Annotated in this window: 19 protein-coding genes and 1 pseudogene; 11 read left to right on the forward strand and 9 right to left on the reverse strand. The window is 62.3% G+C overall.

The genetic code is table 11. From position 1 onward, the window contains the following. Positions 1–42: 42 nt before the first annotated feature. The 3 genes from fecA to ydfG all read left to right on the forward strand — a co-directional run bounded on the left by fecA (position 43) and on the right by ydfG (position 3,990). Positions 43–2,394: a TonB-dependent Fe(3+) dicitrate receptor FecA gene (fecA, locus tag GF111_RS00825; RefSeq protein WP_147191154.1), complete on the forward strand. Its 2,352-nt coding sequence runs from the start codon at positions 43–45 to the stop codon at positions 2,392–2,394. Between the two features lie 200 nt (positions 2,395–2,594). Then, positions 2,595–3,116, forward strand: coding sequence for a GNAT family N-acetyltransferase (locus tag GF111_RS00830; RefSeq protein WP_038873961.1), 522 nt, complete (start codon positions 2,595–2,597; stop codon positions 3,114–3,116). Positions 3,117–3,240: 124 nt separating this feature from the next. After that, on the forward strand, positions 3,241–3,990 hold the full coding sequence (ydfG, locus tag GF111_RS00835) for a bifunctional NADP-dependent 3-hydroxy acid dehydrogenase/3-hydroxypropionate dehydrogenase YdfG (RefSeq protein ID WP_025302722.1): 750 nt from the start codon (positions 3,241–3,243) through the stop codon (positions 3,988–3,990). 36 nt (positions 3,991–4,026) lie between these two features. On the opposite strand, the gene GF111_RS00840 is transcribed toward ydfG, so the two are convergent. Beyond that, positions 4,027–4,353 (reverse strand): YnfA family protein, encoded by a 327-nt coding sequence (locus GF111_RS00840; protein ID WP_025302721.1) that lies wholly within the window; start codon positions 4,351–4,353, stop codon positions 4,027–4,029. Between the two features lie 148 nt (positions 4,354–4,501). Here GF111_RS00840 and GF111_RS00845 point away from each other — a divergent pair, with 148 nt between their 5' ends. Continuing rightward, positions 4,502–4,870 carry a DUF1283 family protein gene (locus GF111_RS00845; RefSeq protein ID WP_038873959.1) on the forward strand — a complete coding sequence of 123 codons (369 nt, stop codon included), beginning with the start codon at positions 4,502–4,504 and terminating at the stop codon, positions 4,868–4,870. 89 nt (positions 4,871–4,959) lie between these two features. Continuing rightward, positions 4,960–5,259: a DUF1161 domain-containing protein gene (locus GF111_RS00850; protein ID WP_038873956.1), complete on the forward strand. Its 300-nt coding sequence runs from the start codon at positions 4,960–4,962 to the stop codon at positions 5,257–5,259. 49 nt (positions 5,260–5,308) lie between these two features. Here GF111_RS00850 and GF111_RS00855 read toward each other — a convergent pair whose 3' ends face one another. Beyond that, positions 5,309–6,796, reverse strand: a complete 1,488-nt coding sequence (locus GF111_RS00855; RefSeq protein WP_055312384.1) for an MDR family MFS transporter — start codon at positions 6,794–6,796, stop codon at positions 5,309–5,311. Between the two features lie 215 nt (positions 6,797–7,011). On the opposite strand from GF111_RS00855, the pseudogene GF111_RS00860 reads away from it, so the two are divergent. The 3 genes and pseudogenes from GF111_RS00860 to clcB all read left to right on the forward strand — a co-directional run. Beyond that, positions 7,012–7,113: pseudogene (locus tag GF111_RS00860) on the forward strand (choline ABC transporter permease); the annotation flags it as partial. Beyond that, on the forward strand, positions 7,110–8,249 hold the full coding sequence (gene osmV, locus GF111_RS00865; RefSeq protein ID WP_038873951.1) for an osmoprotectant ABC transporter ATP-binding protein OsmV: 1,140 nt from the start codon (positions 7,110–7,112) through the stop codon (positions 8,247–8,249). The pseudogene GF111_RS00860 and the gene osmV, both read left to right, overlap by 4 nt. Before the next feature lie 125 nt (positions 8,250–8,374). Further along, on the forward strand, positions 8,375–9,676 hold the full coding sequence (clcB, locus tag GF111_RS00870; RefSeq protein ID WP_147191158.1) for a voltage-gated ClC-type chloride channel ClcB: 1,302 nt from the start codon (positions 8,375–8,377) through the stop codon (positions 9,674–9,676). Here clcB and GF111_RS00875 read toward each other — a convergent pair. Next, positions 9,673–10,065 carry a helix-turn-helix domain-containing protein gene (locus GF111_RS00875; RefSeq protein ID WP_048233642.1) on the reverse strand — a complete coding sequence of 131 codons (393 nt, stop codon included), beginning with the start codon at positions 10,063–10,065 and terminating at the stop codon, positions 9,673–9,675. The two genes, clcB and GF111_RS00875, sit on opposite strands and share 4 nt — an antisense overlap. Positions 10,066–10,134: 69 nt before the next feature. Between GF111_RS00875 and GF111_RS00880 the strand changes: the two genes are divergently transcribed. Continuing rightward, complete coding sequence (locus GF111_RS00880; protein ID WP_055312387.1) at positions 10,135–10,629, forward strand: DUF2938 family protein; 495 nt, start codon at positions 10,135–10,137, stop codon at positions 10,627–10,629. Between the two features lie 7 nt (positions 10,630–10,636). Here the strand turns inward: GF111_RS00880 and bioD are convergent, their stop codons facing one another. The 3 genes from bioD to GF111_RS00895 all read right to left on the reverse strand — a co-directional run bounded on the left by bioD (position 10,637) and on the right by GF111_RS00895 (position 13,714). Beyond that, a complete protein-coding gene (gene bioD, locus GF111_RS00885) occupies positions 10,637–11,302 on the reverse strand; it encodes a dethiobiotin synthase (RefSeq protein ID WP_038873941.1) in 666 nt (221 codons plus the stop codon). Positions 11,303–11,446: 144 nt separating this feature from the next. Next, on the reverse strand, positions 11,447–12,664 hold the full coding sequence (locus GF111_RS00890; protein WP_004938526.1) for an ROK family transcriptional regulator: 1,218 nt from the start codon (positions 12,662–12,664) through the stop codon (positions 11,447–11,449). A 159-nt stretch (positions 12,665–12,823) separates the two neighbouring features. Then, on the reverse strand, positions 12,824–13,714 hold the full coding sequence (locus GF111_RS00895) for a LysR substrate-binding domain-containing protein (protein ID WP_048233639.1): 891 nt from the start codon (positions 13,712–13,714) through the stop codon (positions 12,824–12,826). A 147-nt stretch (positions 13,715–13,861) separates the two neighbouring features. Between GF111_RS00895 and GF111_RS00900 the strand changes: the two genes are divergently transcribed. Next, a complete protein-coding gene (locus GF111_RS00900; RefSeq protein ID WP_186766897.1) occupies positions 13,862–15,130 on the forward strand; it encodes an MFS transporter in 1,269 nt (422 codons plus the stop codon). A 51-nt stretch (positions 15,131–15,181) separates the two neighbouring features. Here the strand turns inward: GF111_RS00900 and GF111_RS00905 are convergent, their stop codons facing one another. Both GF111_RS00905 and GF111_RS00910 read right to left on the reverse strand, forming a co-directional pair. Then, on the reverse strand, positions 15,182–16,429 hold the full coding sequence (locus GF111_RS00905) for a glycoside hydrolase family 10 protein (RefSeq protein WP_369916751.1): 1,248 nt from the start codon (positions 16,427–16,429) through the stop codon (positions 15,182–15,184). Between the two features lie 168 nt (positions 16,430–16,597). Continuing rightward, complete coding sequence (locus tag GF111_RS00910) at positions 16,598–18,394, reverse strand: glycoside hydrolase family 3 protein (protein ID WP_147191093.1); 1,797 nt, start codon at positions 18,392–18,394, stop codon at positions 16,598–16,600. Positions 18,395–18,724: 330 nt separating this feature from the next. Between GF111_RS00910 and tus the strand changes: the two genes are divergently transcribed. Beyond that, positions 18,725–19,663: a DNA replication terminus site-binding protein gene (gene tus, locus GF111_RS00915; protein ID WP_147191095.1), complete on the forward strand. Its 939-nt coding sequence runs from the start codon at positions 18,725–18,727 to the stop codon at positions 19,661–19,663. On the opposite strand, the gene GF111_RS00920 is transcribed toward tus, so the two are convergent. Then, positions 19,653–20,021 carry a VOC family protein gene (locus tag GF111_RS00920; protein WP_028128189.1) on the reverse strand — a complete coding sequence of 123 codons (369 nt, stop codon included), beginning with the start codon at positions 20,019–20,021 and terminating at the stop codon, positions 19,653–19,655. The genes tus and GF111_RS00920 overlap by 11 nt on opposite strands. Between the last annotated feature and the right edge of the window lie 55 nt (positions 20,022–20,076).

The raw sequence follows: 20,076 nt of genomic DNA on the forward strand, positions 1-20,076 counted from the left end.
AAAACACTGCAGCAATAAATAAAAAATGATTCAGGAGAAGGTATGAACAACGCTTGGGGAAAGGGAGCGCCGGCTTCGCTTTGGGGAAAACGGGCCACGCCGCTGGCCGTGGCCATGGGTCTGGCCTTCGCCGCACCGCTGACGGCGAGCGCCGCCAGCGCCGCTGCAACCTACCACATTCCGGCCGGTGAGCTGGACGGCGCGCTGAACGCGTTCGCCGCGCGCGCCGGCATCGCGCTCTCGGTGGACGGCACGCTGACCGCCGGTAAACGTTCGCCGGGCCTGAGCGGCAGCTACGGCGTCGATGACGGCCTGAACGCCCTGCTGGCCGGCAGCGGCCTGCAGGCTAAGGCGCTCGGCAACCACGGTTACACGCTGGCCAAACTGCCGCAGCCGCAGAAAGAAGAAGACATCACCGTGGTCGGTGACTGGCTGGCGGAAGGCCGTCAGGTAGACGTGTTCGAACATCCCGGCGCGCGCGACGTAGTGCGCCGCGAAGAATTCGCCAAAACCGGCACCACCACCGTGCGCGAAGCGTTGAACCGTGTGCCGGGCGTGGTGGCGCCGGAGAACAACGGCACCGGCAGCCATGACATGGCGCTGAACTTCGGCATTCGCGGCCTCAACCCGCGCCTCGCCAGCCGCTCCACCGTGTTGATGGACGGCATCCCGGTGCCCTTCGCCCCTTACGGCCAGCCGCAGCTGTCGCTGGCGCCGGTCTCGCTCGGCAATATGGATGCAATTGACGTGGTGCGCGGCGGCGGCGCGGTGCGTTACGGGCCACAGAGCGTCGGCGGCGTCGTCAACTTCGTCACCCGTGCCATCCCGAAAACCTTCGGCATGGAGGCCGGTATGCAGGGGCAGCTCAGCTCGACCTCGCGCCAGGATCACCCGAAAGGCACCGGCAACCTGATGATCGGCGGCACCGCCGACAACGGCCTCGGCGCGGCGCTGCTCTACTCCGGCACCCGCGGCAGCGACTGGCGCGAACACAGCGCGACCAAGATCGACGACGTGATGCTGAAAAGCCGTTACGCTCCGAACGAGGTGCACACCTTCAACAGCCTGCTGCAATACTACGAAGGCGAAGCGGACATGCCGGGCGGCCTGAGCCGGGCGGACTACAACGCCAACCCGTTCCAGTCGACGCGACCGTACGACAAGTTCTGGGGCCGGCGCCAGCTGGCGAACTTCGGCTATCAGTATCAGCCGGATCAGCAGCACAAGTTCGACGTGCAGAGCTTCTACACCTACACCCTGCGCAGCGGCTATTTGGATCAGGGCAAAAACCTGACGCTGTCGCCGCGCGAATACTGGGTGCGCGGCGTGGAACCGCGCTACAGCCAGAGCTTCCGCTGGGGCGATTCGGCCCATGAGGTCGGCGTCGGCTACCGCTACGTCAGCGAATCCACCCACGAACTGCGCTACACCAGCAAGGCCGGCACCGGCCGGCTGCCGTCCACCGCCAGCCCGTACGATCGCGACACCCAGTCCGGCACCGAGGCGCACGCCTTCTATATCGACGATCGCATCGACATCGGCGACTGGACCATTACGCCGGGCATGCGCTACGAGTACATCAAGTCGTATCAGAACAACTACATCAAGAACAACCGCCTCGACGTCAGCTATAACGCGCCGCTGCCGGCGTTGAACGTGATGTATCACCTGAACGAATACTGGAACCTGTACGCCAACACCGAAGGCTCCTTCGGCACCGTACAGTACAGCCAGATGGGTAAAGCGGTCGACAGCGGCAAGATTGAACCCGAGAAGGCGCGCACCTGGGAGCTGGGCACCCGCTACGCCGGCGATGCGCTGACCGGTGAGATCGGGCTGTTCCTGATCAACTTCAACAACCAGTACGACTCCAACCAGGTGACCGACAGCGTGACCGCGCGCGGCAAAACCCGCCACGCCGGGCTGGAAGGCAGCCTGCGTTACGATCTGTCGCAGCTGACGCCGAAACTGGACGACCTGACCGCCTACGCCAGCTACGCCTACGTCAACGCCACCATCCGTGAAGACGGCGGCTACAAGGGCAATCAGGTGCCGTTCTCGCCGAAGCATAAAGGCACGCTGGGGCTGGACTACACGCCGGGCAACTGGGCGTTTAACCTTAACGGCGAGTTCCAATCCAGCCAGTTCGCCGACAACGCCAACACCGTGGCGGAAAGCGCCGACGGCAGCACCGGCCGCATTCCCGGCTATATGCTGTGGGGCGTGCGCGCCGCCTATGATTTCGGCCCGGAAATGGCCGGTCTGAATCTGGGCGTCGGCGTGAAAAACCTGTTCAACCACGAGTATTTCACCCGCGCCTATGACGACAATAACAAGGGTCTGTACATCGGCCAGCCGCGCACGATCTATCTGCAAGGCTCGGTGAAGTTCTGACACTCAGCGGCGGGCGCACCTCATCGCGCTCGCCGCCTCACTTATAGCGTGACATTGTCACCAAGCCCATTCTTTCCATCTTGCCCAAGCGACGAAAAATAAGTCGCTTCTGCCGCCAATGCGCGTAATATCGACGATCCGCCCTAATTTATAGGCGCGGATTTTTTGCCGTTCTGGCCTGAAAAGCGAGGGAAAATAAGATGAATCATAATGACCTTTCTCAGTGCCGCGTGGACACCGACCGTTTGTTGATTGCCCCCTTTACCGCAGCAGACGCCGACGATGTTTACCAGGCGATCACCCCCACTCTGACGCGCTTTATGACCTTTGAGCCGGAGGCGTCGCCGGAAGATTTCGCCAACGTCTGGCAAGGCTGGCTGCCGCTGATGCGCGAAGGTGAAGAAGTGATCTTCGTCGCCCGCCGGCGTGAAGACCGGCAGTTCGTCGGCGTCGGCGGCGCGCATAACCTGCGCAGCCACACCCCGGAGCTGGGCATCTGGGTGAAAGAGGGCCTGCACGGCCAGGGCTACGGCCGCGAAATCGTGCAGCGTATCGCGCGCTGGGCCACCGAGCGCTTTCAGCCGCCGCACCTTGTCTACCCGGTGGCCGAACAGAATACCGCCAGCCGCCGCCTGGCCGAGTCGCTGGGCGGCGTGCTGGCCGGCCGCTGCGAACGCGTCAAGTATGACGCCGTGGTCTACCACCTGCCGCCTCAACATTGATCCGCACCGTGCCACGGCCCGGCTTGGCCTTTTTTTCTCTGCGCCGCGATAACCGCTGCCACTGCCTGCGGGTTTGTGCTAATGATAGAGGCATGTAGGGTAAAAACAGTTGAGGAACAGCAACATGATTATTTTTGTTACCGGCGCCACCTCCGGTTTCGGCGAGGCCATTGCGCGCCGTTTTATCCGTGAGGGCCATCAGGTGATCGCCGCCGGGCGCCGCCTTGAGCGTCTCGAAGAGCTGCAGGACGAACTCGGGCAAGCGCTGCACATCGTGCGGCTCGACGTGCGCAACCGCGCCGCCATTCAACAGGCGATCGAAGCACTGCCGGCCGAGCTGCGCCAGATCGACGTGCTGGTGAACAACGCCGGGCTGGCGCTGGGGCTGGAGCCGGCGCACAAGGCCAACGCCGATGACTGGGAAACCATGATCGACACCAACGCCAAAGGGCTGGTGAACATGACACGTGCTCTGCTGCCGGCCATGGTCGAGCGCAACGTCGGCCATGTGATCAACATCGGCTCCACCGCCGCCAACTGGCCTTACGCCGGCGGCAACGTGTACGGCGCCACCAAGGCGTTCGTCAAACAGTTCAGCCTGGGCCTGCGCGCCGATCTGCACGGCACGCGCATCCGCGTGACCGATATCGAGCCGGGCCTGGTGGGCGGCACCGAATTCTCCAACGTGCGCTTCAAGGGCGATGACGGCAAGGTCAACAAAACCTACGAAGGCGCCGATGCGCTGACGCCGGAAGACATCGCCGAGTCGGTGTTCTGGGTCGCGACGCTGCCGGCGCGCGTCAACATCAACACGCTGGAAATGATGCCGGTCAGCCAGTCCTTCGCCGGGCTGAACATCCACCGCGGCGCCTGATCTCCAACGGCGGGAGGCGACTCCCGCCCTGTTTCCTCAGGCCGCACGCCAGCCGGAAACGATGATCAGCATGCCCACCAGCGCCACCCCGGCGCCCACCCAGTCCAGCGCGGACAGCTTCACCCCGTCCACCACCCGCAGCCACAGCAGCGCCGTCGCCACATACACGCCGCCATAGGCCGCGTAGACCCGCCCGCTGGCCGCCGGATGCAGCGTCAACAGCCAGACAAACAGCATCAGGCTCAATGCCGCCGGCAGCAATAGCCAGGCGCTGCCCTGCTTCTTGAGCCAGAGATAAGGCAGGAAACAGCCGATAATTTCGGCGAGCGCAGTGGCGAAAAACAACAGCGTGGTTTTTAACATCGGTCGCAGTTTTCTCTCGGTAAATTAAACGAATCGGCGCTTGGCTGGTGAATTCCAGGAACGCAGTGGTATATTTGTCACCACGCCTGCGGGCGAGGTAACGCCAGTGTCGCCATCATCAGGCGCACTCACTCATAAGGATGAAACGATGAAAACATTTTCGACCCAACGACTGCTACGCGGGATGCTGCCGGTCGCCATGCTGGCCGTCATGGGCGCCTGGCAGGCGCCGGCGCTGGCCGCCACCTGCACTCAGGGCAGCACCTGCGTCACCGTCGATGGCAAAGGCAGCGGCGCGATGAGCACCGAAGAAGCGCGCCAGAGCAAAGAGCAGTGGAATGATACCAAAACCCTGCGCCACAAGGTTAACACTCGCGTCGAGAAAGAGTTCGACAAGGCCGATCGCGCGGCGGATGACGAAGACCGCTGCAACGACAGCAACAACGTCAACGCGTACTGGGAGCCGGACACCCGTAAATGCCTGGATCGCCAGACCGGGCGTCGGATTATTCCTTAATCCGCCTGCGGCGGGCGGGCAAGCGTGAAACCCGGCCGCCGTTACTGCTATCCTGTTACAGGAAGTCCATTGTCTAAAAGGATGACGTGATGAAAAAAACGCTGATATTAACCGCTGTATTGCTGGCCGGCGCGCCGTTGGCAGCCCTGGCCTCCTGCGAAAGCGTGAAAGCGGACATTTCGCAAAAAATCATCAATAACGGCGTTCCGGAGTCCGGCTTCAAACTGGAGATCGTGCCTAACGATCAGGCCGATCAGGCCGGCGGCCAAGTGGTCGGCCACTGCGAAAACGACACCCAGAAGATCGTCTATACCCGCCTGAACAACGGCGACGATCGCGGTGACGCGGCGCAGACCGGCACCAGCCAGGACACCTCCAACGCGCAGTAAGCCGCTTCGGCTACCCAGGGCGCGCAACATCGCGCCCTTTCCTTTTCCCTTAAGCCTGCTCCGCCTCTTCCTCTTCGCCCTGCGGTCGACAACGCGCCGGGATCAGCATCGCCGCCGCCAGCGCCAGCAACGACACCAACGCCGACACCAGGAACACCCAATGCAGCGAAGCCGCCACCTGCTGGATAAGCTGCGCCAGCGCTTCGCTCCCCATGCTCTGCCGCACCGCCGGCTCCATCAGCCGCTGCACCGGATCGTCGATTTCCGGCAAACGCCACTGCAGGTTGAGGTTCAGCGTGGCGCCCAGAATGGCGGTGCCGATGGCCGAACCCACCATGCGGGTAAATACCGTACAGGCGGTGGCGATGCCGCGAATGCTGTAATGCGCCGCGTTCTGCACCGACACTAAAAACGTGGTGTTGCACAGCCCCATGCCGGCGCCGACCATAAACGCCGCCACCCGGCCCCACAGCAGGCCGCCGTTCGGCTGCAGCATCAGCAGGATCAGGCCGCCGGCCACCAACAGCAGCGCCCCCAGCAGCGCCGTCGCGCGATACGAAGTCATCAGCATCAAACGGCCGCTCAGCGTGCTGGCCAGCGGCCAACCGATCGACATCAGCGCCAGCGTGGTGCCCGCCTCCAGCGGCGAGCCGCCCATCACGCCCTGAATGAAGGTGGGCAGGAAGGCGCTGATGCCCATCATCGCCGCGCCGATCACCAGCCCGCCGATGTTACCGGCGACGATCACCCGGCTTTGCCACAGCGCCAGCGGGAACAGCGGTTCGACCGCGCGCCGCTCCTGGCGGACAAGCAGCGCCAGCGACGCCGCCGCCAGCGCGAGCAACGGCGCCACCCACCATCCCAGGCTTTCCATCTGCAACAGCGCCAGCAGCAGCGCCGAAACGAACAGCGTCAGCCAGGCGGTGCCCGCCAGATCCAGCGCGTGCCGCCGCAGCTGCTGATGCGCAGGCAGATAGCGCCAGAGGAAGAACATCGCCAGCAGGCCGATCGGCAGGTTGACCCAGAACACCAGCGCCCACGGCAGATGCTGGACGATAAACGCGCCCAGCAGCGGGCCGATGATCGCCGACACGCCCCACACGCTCGACAGGTAGCCCATCACCTTCGGCCGCTCGGTGGCGCTGTAGATGTCGCCGATGATGGTGGAGGCGATCGGCATGATGGCGCCGGCGCCCAACCCTTGCAGCAGACGGAAGCCGATCAGCCAATACATGTCGGGGGCGAAGCCGCACAGCACCGATCCCAGCAGGAACAGCGTAGCGCCGAAGAAGAACACCCGCTTGCGGCCGTAGAGATCCGCCAAGCGGCCGTAGATGGGGATGGTGATCGCCTGCGCCAGCAAATAGACCGCGAACACCCACCCCAGCAGCGAGAAGCCGCCGAGATCGCCGATGATGGTCGGCATGGCGGTGGCGACGATGGTGGCTTCGATCGCCGACATGAACATCGCCAGCATGCAGGCGATCAGAATCAACGGGCGGTGGGCGATGGGTGCGGGTGAAACGTTATTTGTCATGGCGTTATGCAGGTTTCCTGGCGTTTTTATTTTCCCTGAGTATATCAGCAAGCGCCTGCGCCAAGTCTATCCGCCCTCACATCCTGCCTTTGCCGGCGGCGAATCGCACCATTTGGACTGATTGTTACAGCGTAACGTTTTGCTGCGGTTTTTTTTCACTTTCCCCGCATCCCAGCGCTGACGCGGGCTGAGGCGCCGATCCGCGTAATCTCAATTTGATTACCGGCGCCGTGATGATCAGCCTGCTGGCGATCGTTCTCGATTGGTTATTGCACCGCTTGCAAATTGCGCTAACGCCCAAGGGGATCCGCTCATGATTAAATTGGAAAATCTGACCAAACAGTTCATGCAGAAGAACGGCACGCCGTTCAACGCCGTCGACAACATCAATCTGGACGTGCCGGAAGGCGAAATCTGCGTGCTGCTCGGCCCTTCCGGCTGCGGCAAAACCACCACGCTCAAGATGATCAACCGCCTGATCGAACCCACCGGCGGCACCATTCTGATCAACGGTGAAGACACCAGCGCGCTGGATACCGTCAGCCTGCGCCGCAAAATCGGCTACGTCATCCAGCAGATCGGTCTGTTCCCCAACATGACCATCGAGGAAAACATCACCGTGGTGCCGCGCATGCTGGGCTGGGACAAAAAACGCTGCCACGATCGCGCCGAGGAGCTGATGAGCATGGTGGCGCTGGATCCCAAGCGCTTTTTGCACCGCTACCCGAAAGAGATGTCCGGCGGGCAGCAGCAGCGCATCGGCGTGATCCGCGCACTGGCGGCCGATCCGCCGGTGCTGCTGATGGATGAACCCTTCGGCGCGGTGGATCCGATCAACCGCGAAACCATCCAGAACGAGTTTCTCGACATGCAGCGCCAGCTGAAAAAGACCGTGATGCTGGTGAGCCACGACATCGATGAAGCGCTGAAGCTCGGCGATCGCATCGCGGTGTTCCGCCAGGGTAAAATCGTACAGAACGCCAGCGCCGATGAGCTGCTGGCGCGGCCGGCGAACGAGTTCGTCGCCTCCTTTGTCGGCCAGGACCGCACGCTGAAGCGCCTGCTGCTGGTGCAGGCCGGCGACGTGGCCGATCAGCAACAAACGGTGACGGTGCGGCGGGAAACGCCGCTAGTGGAAGCGTTCGGGCTGATGGACGATATCGACGCTCGCTCGGTGACGGTGGTGGACGCCGACGGCAAGCCGCTGGGGTACGTCAAGCGCCGCGAGGCGCGCGGCGCGCCGGGCGTCTGCGCCGACAGTCTGCACCGTTTCCGCGTCACCGCCCGTGCGGAGGAGAACCTGCGCGTGGTGCTGTCGAAGCTGTACGAGCACAACACCTCCTGGATGCCGATCGTCGATGAAGACGGCCGCTACAGCGGCGAAATCTCGCAGGATTACATCGCCGACTACCTCAGCTCCGGCCGCACGCGCCGGGTGCTGACGCCGCAATAACTCACTCAGGGGCGCTCACCGCCCCGCCCACGCCGCAGTTTGCTAAAGATTCACTGGTCATCGGCCGGAGCGCCAAGCACAATGCGCTGATGACCCTTTGATTTTTCTCACGACGCCGCCCACGCATGAAAAGATTGGTCCACCTGCACCACTATCGCGCCCTGTTGCGCAGCCTGTTTATCGCCGTGTTCATCGGCGTCGCCGCCGCTCTGGCGGTGTGGCTGTTCCACCGTTCGATGATTGGCCTCGAGTGGCTGCTGCTCGGCAATGCCGACGGCAGCCTGGTGGCCGCCGCCGCCGCGCTGCCCGGCTGGCGGCGCGCCCTCACTCCGGCGCTGGGCGGCCTGGCGGCGGGCCTGCTGCTGTATATTCACCAGCGCTACCGCCACCAGCGCCCGGCGGCGCCCACCGACTATATGGAAGCGATCGAGACCGGCAACGGCAAGCTGGACACCGGTGCCAGCCTGGTGAAGTGCCTGGCCTCGCTGCTGGTGGTGTCGAGCGGCAGCGCCATCGGCCGTGAAGGTGCGATGATCCTGCTGGCGGCGCTGGTGGGCTCGCTGTTCGCTCAGCGCTTTACGCACGAGAAAGAGTGGAAACTGTGGGTGGCCTGCGCCGCCGCCGCCGGGATGGCCAGCGCCTATCATGCGCCGCTGGCGGGCAGCCTGTTTATCGCCGAGATCCTGTTCGGCACCCTGATGCTGGCCTCGCTCGGCCCGGTGGTGATCGCCGCGGTCAGCGCCCTGCTGATGACCAACCTGCTCAACGGCGGCCAGGCGCCGCTCTATCTGGTGACGCCGCTCGCCGCCCCCTTGCCGACGCAATACCTGCTGATGGCGCTGGTCGGCGTGGTGGCCGGCGCCGGCGGGCCGCTGTTTTTATGGCTGATGACCGCCACCGGCCATGCCTTCCGCTCGCTGCGGTTGAAGCCGCCGTTGCAGCTGGCGCTGGGCGGCCTGATCGTCGGGCTGCTTTCGCTGCTGTTCCCGCAGGTATGGGGCAACGGTTACAGCGTGGTGCAGGCGCTGCTGAGCGCGCCGCCGGGGGTGCTGCTGCTGGGGGCGATTCTGGTGTGCAAACTGTTGGCGATCCTGGCCAGCAGCGGGTCGGGCGCACCGGGCGGGGTCTTCACCCCGACGCTGTTCGTCGGCGCCGCGCTCGGTTCGATGATCGGTCAGCTGTTTGGCCTGTGGCCGGGCATGGATACGGCGGTGCCGCTGCTGCTGGCGCTGACCGGCATGGCTACCCTGCTGGCCGCCACCACCCATGCGCCGATCATGGCGGCGCTGATGGTGTTTGAAATGACCGGCGAGTACGCCCTGCTGCCCGGCATTCTGCTCTCGTGCGTGATCGCCACCACCGTGTCGCGCGGCCTGCGGCCGGTGTCGGTGTATCACTCGGCGCCGCCGCCCAAACGCGAGGCTTAGAACTCGCCCTGCTGCAGGATTTTCCTGAACTGCGGGCACTGCAGGTGCTCGGGTTCAGGGCAATCAACCAGGTGGTGCAGCCCGTCGCGTACCTGAATCAGGCGCTGGATATGGCGATCCAGCTCATCCGCCCGCGCCGCCAGCAGCCCGCGATCGAGCGCTATCTTGCCCCGTTCGTCAAACAAGGCGCTCATCTCGTCCAGCGTAAAGCCGGCCAGGCGCGCCAGCGCGATCAGCCGCAGTTGGTCAAGCACGCCGGCGGCGTATTGGCGACGCAAACCGTGGCGGCCCGTCGACGCGATCAGCCCTTTCTTCTCGTAATGCCGCAGCGCGGAAGGCGCGATCCCGCTCAGGCGCGCCACCGCGCCGATATCCAGTTCTTTTGCCATTGACTTGAAGCCGACTTTAAGTTGCACACTGTGCGCACATTATCACGTCACTGAGCCAAGGACACCCCTATGACCCCCGATCTGTTAGTGCGCATCCTGTTAACCGGCGCCGGCGCCACCCTCTGCATGGATCTGTGGGCGCTGCTGCTGAAGCGGCGCTTCGGCATCCCTTCTCTCGATTATGCGCTGGTGGGCCGCTGGTTTCTCGGCATGTTCGACGGCCGCTGGTTTCACGCCACCATCGTTACGGCGCCGCCGCGCCGGGGGGAGAGAACAATCGGCTGGATATTGCATTACGCCGTCGGCATCGCGTTTGCCTTTATCCCGATCGGTTTGGCGGGCATCGGGTGGTATACGGCACCGGAGCCGCTCATCGCGCTGTTGAGCGGCTGGCTGAGCCTGGCGGCGCCGTTTCTGGTGATGCAGCCCGCGCTGGGCTTTGGCGTGGCGGCGGCGAAAACCGCCTACCCACGAAAAGCGCGGCTCCTCAGCCTGCTCACCCACACGGTGTATGGGCTGGGCCTGCTGATCGCCGCCCGGCTGTTGGCGGCGCTGTGCGCCTAGAGCGGGCTTACAGCAGCGTGGAAATATCGAGGTAGTGCGCCAGCTCGCGCTGCTCCGCGCGTGGCAAATAGGGAATTTCACCCAGCAGCGGCGCGGGAATGCGCTGCTGCAGCGCCGCGATGGTTTCGGCATAGTGCGCCAACCCCGGGTTGATGCGGTTGGCCACCCAGCCCAGCAGCGGCAGGCCGTCGTTGATGATCGACTGCGCGGTCAGCAGCGCGTGGCTGACGCAGCCCAGCTTGATGCCCACCACCAGCACCACCGGCAGCTGTTCCTGCACCACCCACTCGGCGTAAGGCCGCAGATCGTTCATCAGCACCCGCCAACCGCCGCTGCCTTCCACCACCACCGTGTCGGCTTTGACGGAAAGATCCCGCAGACCGCTGCTCATCACGCCATAGTTGATGTCCTCGGTCGCATGCGCGTGAAACACCTCATCCAGGCAGGTGATGGGATTGATCTCCTCGTAGGACAGCGGCAGGGTTGAAGATGCCTGCAACACCAAAGCGTCTTTATTGCGGATACCCTCGCTGGTTTCCTGGCAGCGTGCGGCGATCGGCTTGTAGCCGGCCACCGAACGGCCCTCGGCGGCCAGCGCCTGCATCAACCCGCGGGAAACCACGGTTTTACCGACGTCGGTATCCGTGCCTGTCACAAATAAACGCTTCAACATGAATAAAATGCCCCAGAATGCCCCGTTAACAATGTGTCGCCGCACCGGCGGCGAAGAAGTCTTTCGGAAAAATTCTAGGGGATGCTGCCACGTAGGGGCTTGAGGTAGCTCAATCTTTTGCGGGATTATTAAGAAGTTCTGATGTTAGCCCTGCAGCAGCTGTACCAGCAATGAACCGTTGTACAGCGCCTCTTTCACCAGCGCCGCACCGGGCATGGTGCCCTGATTGAAGAACTGCGTGGATTCGACCTTGACCTGCTCGCTGTAGGCCGGCAGCGCCTGTTGGCGAATGCAGGAGGCGATGGCCGGGTGCAGGATCTCCGCCGCGCGGTTGAGCGGCGAGCCCACCAGGATCTTCTCCGGATTGAACAGGTTGACCATGATTGCCAGAATGCGCCCCACGCTGTGCCCAACGCCGAGAATGATGTCCCGCGCCAGCTGATCGCCCGCCAGCGCGGCGTCGCACAGTGATTCGACGGTCAGCGGCGCGCCGTGCAGGCTGGAGCTCATCGAGCCGCTCAGCCGCTGCTGGGCGATCTCCAGCATGTTCTCAATGCTGGCCACGGTTTCGAGACAGCCGTGGTTGCCGCAGTAACAGCGTTTGCCGTAGGGATCGACCTGGGTGTGGCCGATCTCCACCACGCTGTGGCTGCCGGCGTGCAGCACATGGCCGCCGGTGATCACCCCGGCGCCGACGTTGTGGTCGATCACCACCTGAATGACGTTCTGGCTGCCGCGCGAGGCGCCGTACAGCGCCTCGGCCATGGTCCAGGCGCTGATATCGTGCTGCAGGTAAACCGGCAGACCGGTGCGGGTTTCCAATGCCGGGCCGAGCGGCATCTCCAGCACGTCGTAAAACGGCATGCGGTGCACCACGCCGGACTGCACGTCGATCATGCCCGGCAGCGTGATGGCGATCGCCGTCAGCCGCTCCAGCTTGCTTTGGTGGCGGATAAAGAATTGGTCGACTTCGGTCAGGATGCGTTTCAGCAGCGGTTCGGGGTGTTCGGCCGCCAGCGGCAGCTGCTCCTCAACCACCAGTTTGCTGCTGAGATCGCGCAGCGCCAGCGTGATGCTGCCGCGGCTGATGCGGGCGGACAGGTAGTGCCAGGCCTCGGTGTCCAGCACCAGCCCCACCGCCGGGCGGCCCCGGCTGCCGATTTCCTGGTACTCGGTTTCCTTGACCAGATGGGCTTCCAGCAGTTCGCGCACGATCTTGGTGATGCTGGCGGGCGCCAGCTGTGCGCGTTTTGACAGTTCGATGCGCGAAATCGGGCCCAGTTGATCGATTAGCCGATAAACCGCCCCCGCATTGGTCTGCTTGATTTGATCGATATGCCCAGGCTGCCCAACCGCAATCACAAACCTGCTCCTACTATTTTTCGCGCTTCTAAATAAAGACTAGGGGTTATGGTGGGGCTTTTGTCATACAGCGTCAACTATTTGATTCGTTATGTGATTTGCTGCACAAATTCCTCGCAATTTCAGCGTGAATTGATTTTTATTTGCCCAAGCTCAACGTCATTTCAGCATCAACGCCATCAGCGCCTGCGCGGCGGCGGTCAGCGGCCGCCGGCGGTGATGCACCAGCCACACTTCGGTGGTGGCGTCGGGCTCCGCCAGCGGCAAATAGCGCACGCCGTCCACCCGCACCCGGGCAAATGAGGCCGGCAGAATCGACACCCCTAACCCGGCGGAGACCAGCCCGATGATGGTCATCGCTTCCCCCACTTCCTGGGTGATATACGGGGTAATGCCTGCCTTGCCGAGTAACAGCAGTATTTCGTCGTACAACGCGGTGCCCACTTCGCGCGAGAAGAACACGAACGGCTCCTGCGCCAGATGTTGGAAACGCAGCGCGCCGCCGGGCGTTTCCGCCAGCGGATGCCCTTCCGGCACCACCGCCACCAGCGGTTCCCGCAGCAGCAGCTGATAGTGCAGCACCTCCGGCAGCCGCGTATTGCGCATTACCCCCAGATCCAGCTCACCGTTCAACAACGGCTCGATCTGCTGTTTAGTGTTGATTTCGCGCATTTTGATATGCACCTGCGGGGAGTGCTGACGAAAGGCGCGCAGGCTGCGCGACACCACGCCGATAAAGGGCGCGGAAGAAGTAAAGCCGATGGTCATTTCCCCCAGCTCGCCGCGATCCAGACGCGCCGCCTTTTCCGCCGCGCGCCCGACCTGATCGAGCACCTGATAGGCTTCTTTGAGGAACATCTCCCCGGCCTGGGTCAAACTGACGTTGCGGTTGTTGCGCGCCAGCAGCCGCGCGCCGACCATCTCTTCCAACGCCTGGATTTGCTGGCTGAGCGGCGGCTGGGAGATCCGCAGCCGTTCGGCGGCGCGGCCAAAATGCAGCTCCTCCGCCACGGCGATAAAGTAACGCAGATGTCTCAATTCGATATTCATATTTAAAACGTCTTAATTTGAATTATTAATATATTAGACAAAAAATTCACCGCTCCCTATCATTTTGTTATCTGTAAAGTGTCTGTTTATCTCCCCGAAGTTCGGTAAGGAAACGCTGTGACAACCCCTGTGCGTTCTGCGGCCGCGATGCCGTCGACGCTGGCCGCCAACGATGACGCGGCCGCTGCGCCAAAAGTAAAACGCTCCACCCTCAACAACAAACTCCCCTATATCGAACGCGGCACGCCGCAGTTTATGCGCGTGACGCTGGCGCTGTTTTCCGCCGGGCTGGCGACCTTCGCGCTGCTCTACTGCGTGCAGCCGATCCTGCCGGTGCTGTCGCAAGATTTCGGCGTATCGCCGGCGGAAAGCAGCCTGTCGCTTTCGGTCTCCACCGGTCTGCTGGCGATCGGCCTGATGTTCACCGGGCCGCTGTCCGACGCCATCGGCCGCAAGTCGGTGATGGTGGTGGCGCTGCTGCTGGCGGCGGTCTGCACGCTGATCTGCGCCTTTATGACCAGCTGGCACGGCATCTTGCTGATGCGCGCGCTGATCGGCCTGTCGCTGAGCGGCGTGGCGGCGGTCGGCATGACCTACCTCAGCGAAGAGATCCACCCCAGCTTCGTCGCCTTCTCGATGGGGCTGTACATCAGCGGCAACTCGATCGGCGGCATGAGCGGCCGCCTGGTGACCGGGGTGTTGACCGACTTCTTCTCCTGGCGCGTATCGCTCGGGGTCATCGGCCTGTTCGCCCTCGCCGCCGCCTGCATGTTCTGGCGCATCCTGCCCGCCTCGCTGCATTTTCGCGCCAGCTCGCTGCGCCCGCGCACCCTGCTGATCAACTTCAAGCTGCATTGGCACGATAAGGGCCTGCCGCTGCTGTTTGCGGAAGGGTTCCTGCTGATGGGCAGCTTCGTCACCCTGTTCAACTACATCGGCTATCGCCTGCTGGCGGATCCTTACCACCTGAGTCAGGCGATTGTCGGCCTGCTGTCGGTGGTGTACCTCACCGGCTCCTACAGCTCGCCCAAAGCCGGTGCGCTCACCTCGCGCTTTGGGCGTGGCCCGGTGCTGCTGGCCTCGATCGTGATTATGTTGATCGGGATCCTGATTACCGCGCTGCCGCAGGTGCCGGCTATCTTTATTGGCATGATGCTGTTCACCGCCGGTTTCTTCGCCGCCCACTCGGTGGCCAGCAGCTGGATCGGCCGTCGTGCGCGCCGCGCCAAAGGCCAGGCGTCGTCGCTGTATCTGTTCTGCTATTACGTTGGATCCAGCGTGGCCGGCACCCTCGGCGGCGTGTTCTGGCACAGCTTCGGCTGGCATGGCGTGGCGGCGTTCATCAGCCTGATGCTGCTGCTGGCGCTGCTGGTGGTGCATTACCTGAAACGCCTGCCGGAAGCAGCCCGCCTCTGAAGAGAAAAAGCCGCGGTGGTTTGCCGCGGCTCGTCATGCCAGTGCCTGTGATTATTGGCCAGTTTTCCAACGGGTACGCAGGTACTCCACCGCCTTGTCCGTTTGCGGCTCAGTCAAATAACGCTGCCGGAACAGGATGGTTCCCCCCATCCCCGGCAGGCTCTCGTTGAGATCCAGCTGCCTCTTCAGCTCGGGGACGCCGCCATCGATGGTCCAGGCCGGCTCGCTGGCGGCAGGCGTACCCACTTTATACAGCGCCACCCCGGCATAGAGCCGGACCGGCGTGCCCTTCACCACCTCGGCCCACCAGTTGGCCAGCACGTCGTAGCGGACAATTTCACGATCAAAAGGCCAATACAGCTGCGGCGCGATGTAATCGAGCAACCCCAGTTTGACCCACTGACGCGTATCGGCATAGGCCGTATCGTACGATGGCGCGCCGGCCCGCGTCGCCGAGCCGTCAGGATCGTCCGCCTGGTTTCGCCAGACGCCCGCCGGGCTGACGCCAAACGCAACCGCGGGCTTCAATGCTCGGACGGTGGCTGAAACCTGTTTTATCAATTGCAGCGTGTTGTCCCTGCGCCAGGCGGCTTTGTCTGCAAATCCTTTGCCGTATGCGCGATACGTTCGTTCATCATCCAGCGGCGATTGCGGCGTTTCGTAATAGAAATAATCGTCAAACTGAATGCCGTCGACCTCATAGTTTTTGACAATTTCAGCCACCACGCCGGTGATCCAGTTGCGCACGTCGGGCAGACCGGGATCGAGCACGAAGCGCTCGTTGGCGGTACGAATCCAGTCGGGATGCAGCGCATAGACGCTGGCCGGCGGCGACTGCAGCGTATGATTGAGTGCGTCAATCGTTTGTGGACGGGTATTCATAGAAACCCGATAGGGATTCAGCCAGGCATGCACGTTGATGCCGCGCCGGTGCGCTTCTTGCAGCATAAAGGCCAGCGGATCGTAACCCGGATCCTGGCCCACGGTGCCGGTCAAGACTTCTGACCAGGGCAAGATATTTGAGCGCCACAGAGCCGTGCCGTCCGGTTTAACCTGAAAATACACCGCGTTAATCCCGGTTTTCACCATCTCGTCCAGCGCGTCCGTCAGCCCCTGTTTCTGCAGGCGAACCCGCTCTTGCGCGGTTTCCGCTTTCAGGGAGGCTGCCGGCGGCCAGTCCAGGCCAATGACCGTGGCCAGCCAGATGCCCCGCATCGGTGTTATCGGCGGCGTCGGTTGCGGGGGCTTCTCCGGTTCGGGCGGCTTGGCGCATCCGCTCACGCCCAGCATGGCGGCCATCAACAGCCATCCGCCTAATTTTGTTACGCCTGTCGGCATTCTGGTTCTCCTTCCGTGAGTGACGGTTATCCCATGTCGTTGCGTGCAGAGCAAGAAACTGCCCGCTTTCTCAACGCTATCAAGCTATCGGCGTCGCCCTGTTCAGACGACGCCGGTGTCCTTATCCCATTACCAGCTCAGCCCAGTTCCGCGCGGGAACGCCACCTTGCCCGTATTGGTTTCCACATCGTAGTCATGCCAGGTGTTGACCGGCAGTTTTCCGTGCGGTTTGATTTTACCCGTCAGCACCTGCGCCAAAGAGACCATTGAAGGGCCACGCCACACGCCGCTGTCATACCCGTAGTAGGAGTACGTGGCGACGGCCGCCTCCACCTCGGCGGCATAGTTCACAATATCGTAAGGGGCGCGCAGTGAGAGGTGAACGCGTTTTTTCCCCTGCTCGGCGGCGTATTTCAACCAGCTCGGATAAGGGCTGCTGTCATTACCCGCTCCGGTTGCGGAGGTAACGACCCCATCCTGTTCAGCCGGCGTAAAGCGGGTTGAGAGGGTTCCGAGCAAGAACACGTCGCAGCCGGCAATATGTTCCCTGACCTGGGCGTCGCTCAGCTCCGTTTCCTTCGCGGCAACGACGTTCTGATACCCCTCCTGCGCCATCACGCGCGCAATGCCGTTGGCCTGCTCGCCCCACGGCGTCAGAATAAAGTAGCGCAGCGCCTTGTCCTTTAACGGCAACAGGCTGTGGTGGTTGATAACCACGGTAATGGAACGATCGGCGATGCGTTTTTCCAGCTTGTGCGCTGAGGACGCAACGTCGCTGGAACAGGGTTTCTCGCTATGGCCCATCAGGTTATGGCGCAATTTGAGGCGCAAAATTCGCTCGACCGAGGCATCGATATCGGCCTCGCTGAGATGCCCCGTTTTCACCCTGTCCGCAAGGTACCGGATCAACTCAGGCAGCAGGCTCGCCTGGGCCGGCGAGGCGATGCTGACAGGCATCAGGGCAATATCCACCCCGGCGGCAAAGACATTTTCAGCCGCCGCTTGCTGGCTGAAATGCTCGGCAATCGCGCCCATATCCAGCGCATCTGAAATCGTTACGCCCGCATACCCCAATTCATTGCGCAGGATCTGGGTCTGAATTTCATGCGACATGGTGGCCGGCACCGTGATTTTTTCACCGCTGCGGGTATCTATCTGGCGGTTATCCAATGCCGGATATTGAATATGCGCGGTCATGACCATATCCGGCGCCGCGCAGCGATCGATGGCCTGCTTGTAAGGGGCGATATCGATGGCAAAAGCCTCTTCCCGCGAGCGATCGACGCGCGGCAAACCGGTATGCGAGTCGGTGGAGGTGCTGCCATGGCCGGGGAAGTGTTTATACGCGGTGATCAGCCCCTGGTGCTTCATGCCCGCCACCATTTTCTCTGCCAGACGAGAAACGGTATTCTTATCATCGCTGAAGGCGCGAACGTTAATCACCGGGTTGAACGGGTTGGTGTTGACATCCACGACCGGGGCAAAGTTGGTATTGATATGCAACGCGCGCATATCCTGGGCCATCAGCTTGCCCTGTTCAACGGCGAGCTGTTCATCCGCGCCCCCTTCAATCGCCGCCGCCAGCGCCATATTGCCGGGGAATGAGGCATAGTCGCCGCGCGGCAGCCGGAAAACGTTACCGCCTTCGTTATCCGTGCCAATAAACAAACGAATGCCCGCGTGGGTTTTCATCGCGGCATACCAGGCCGTCAACGTGTTGATCTGCTGCTTGTCTTTAAGATTATTGGCGAACAGGATCACCCCACCCACGTGGTTATCGGCGATCAGCTTGCCAATGGCTTCATCGGGGACGGTCATATCCTGATTGCTGCTACCGTTCCGATCCCAGTAGCGAAAATCCAGCATGATTTTTTGCCCGATTTTCTCTTCCAGCGTCATGTTTTTGACTTTCTGTTTAATATCCACAGTGAACCTCCGTTTAAAGCACCCGTTAATGACAGAAGAAAAGATAACCCCAAGGGCTCATAGCGTCCTGCCATTCTGTTTGTTCCAGCGTTTGGACAACGGCGATCGGAAAATGGATTAAACAAAACGCAAACGAACAGGAGAAAATCCATCAATGAATCAAAACACTACGCATACCGGGTGTATTACGTGCCCTGTCGTAGAGGCCGCTATGGCGCATTTCCGCTGGTAAGCCGGGTGGCCGGTGAAGCTGCCGCCGGCTCAGGGGCCGATGTTGCCCCCAGTCCGCCACTCTTCTATAGTATGTTGTAACTAATATAGGAGCGTGCGATGAGCAGATACGATGTGATTGGCCGGATGAACGCCTGCTTTACCGAGCTGGAGCAGGCGCTCGGCGCGCTGCAACAGCAGATCGCCCCGCTGCGGTTGCTGGCGGCGCGGGTGTTCAGCCTGCCGGAGGTTGAAAAAGGTCAGGAGCATCAGGCTATCTCGCATATCGCGGTCGAACAGCATGTGGGGCAAGCGGCGCGCGATCTGGCGCTGGAGCATTATCAGCGGCTGTTCATCCACCATAACCGGGAGAATGTCAGCAGCAAGGCGGCCGTGCGCCTGCCCGGCGTCATCTGCCTGGCGGTGGAACAGCCGGAGTATCAGGCGCTGCAAACGCAGCTGGCGCTCATCAACCGACTGAAGGGCGAACTGGAGCAGATTATCACCGTCGATTCCGGCCTGGCGCCGGAGCAGCGTTTCGAGTTCGTGCACACCCATCTGCACGGGCTGATTACCCTCAGCGCCTATCGCACCCTCACTGCCCTGACCAATCCCGACTCCGTGCGCTTCGGCTGGGCCAACAAGCACATCATCAAAAACGTCAAGCGGGACGACATCCTGGCGCAGCTGGAGAAAAGCCTGAAAGCCGGCCGTGCGGTACCGCCGCACAGCCGTGAACAGTGGGCTGCCCTGGTCAGCCGCGAGATAGACGACGTCAGCCGCCTGCCGCAGCACGCGACGCTGAAAATCAAGCGGCCGGTCAAAGTGCAGCCAATCGTCCGGGTGTGGTATCAGCAGCAGCAAAAACAGGTGCAACATCCCTGCCCGCTGCCGCTGATCGCCCTGTGTCAGGCAGAGAGCGGCGCCACAGTGCCGAAGATTGGCGAGCTGCTCAACTACGACGTCGACGCGGTGAAACACCGTTACAAACCCGACGCCCGGCCGCTGCGGCTGCTGGTGCCGCGCCTGCACCTGTATACCGACGACGCTACTCGCTGAGGGCATACACCCGCAGGCGATGGCCGTCCGGATCTCGCGCCACGAAAGTGTAACCGAACTCCATCTCGGTCGGCGTTTGCTCAATCGGCAGCCCGAGTTCGCGCCACTGGTTATAGCGCGCCTCGACCTCTTGCGGATCCTGGCACAAAAAGCCCAGTTCACCGCCGCCGCCGGTCAGGGTCGCCGCAGGTTTTACCCCCTGTTTGGCCCACATCCCCAGCTTGAAGCCGTTGTTGAGCACGAACAGGGCGAAGCCAGGGGAAAGCTCTACCGGCGCCTGTCCCAGTAAACGTTGATAAAAGGCGGCGCTGTTCAGCGGGTTGTCGACGTAAAGCAGGGTCATGCTGGGAAGGGTCATCGGTCTGTCCTCTGGGTGATGGGAACCGGCCGGCTCCCGATAGGTACAGACTAAG

The organism is Serratia sp. HRI (assembly GCF_010119335.3).
Taxonomy (GTDB): Bacteria; Pseudomonadota; Gammaproteobacteria; order Enterobacterales; family Enterobacteriaceae; genus Serratia; species Serratia nevei.